The following is a 305-nucleotide window of genomic DNA, read 5'->3' as shown; positions in this document are numbered from 1 at the left end:
GCTGCAGAAGGTGCCGGAGCGGCGGGCGGAGGCAAGACTGCTCTATTACCACTGCGACCAGATCGGTACGCCGCAACATCTTACCGACGACGATGGCGACGTTGTGTGGGAAGCGTCGTACAAGGCGTGGGGAGAAGCGCGAGAGGTGATCGCGCGGGCGTCGAAGGCGGCGGGGATCGTGGCGAGGAATCCGTTGCGGTTCCAGGGGCAGCGGGTCGATGAGGAGACCGAACCTGTCCGCGTTTTTGTGGGCGAGGCGGTTGAACGGCACGTTATCCGCGCGCCTGCATAAATCGCTCTCCGAA

At 63.9% G+C, this 305-nt stretch carries 1 protein-coding gene; it reads left to right on the top strand.

Translation table 11 applies throughout. The features are described 5' to 3' along the window. The coding region (locus DIE22_RS37950; RefSeq protein ID WP_260426877.1) for an RHS repeat domain-containing protein at positions 1 to 292 on the top strand (292 nt) is incomplete at its 5' end. Between the last annotated feature and the right edge of the window lie 13 nt (positions 293 to 305).

It is taken from the genome of Burkholderia sp. Bp9142, assembly GCF_003853415.1.
Lineage (GTDB): Bacteria > Pseudomonadota > Gammaproteobacteria > Burkholderiales > Burkholderiaceae > Burkholderia.
Note: the sequence above shows the minus strand (reverse complement) of the source record. Positions and strands in the feature narration are given on the sequence as shown.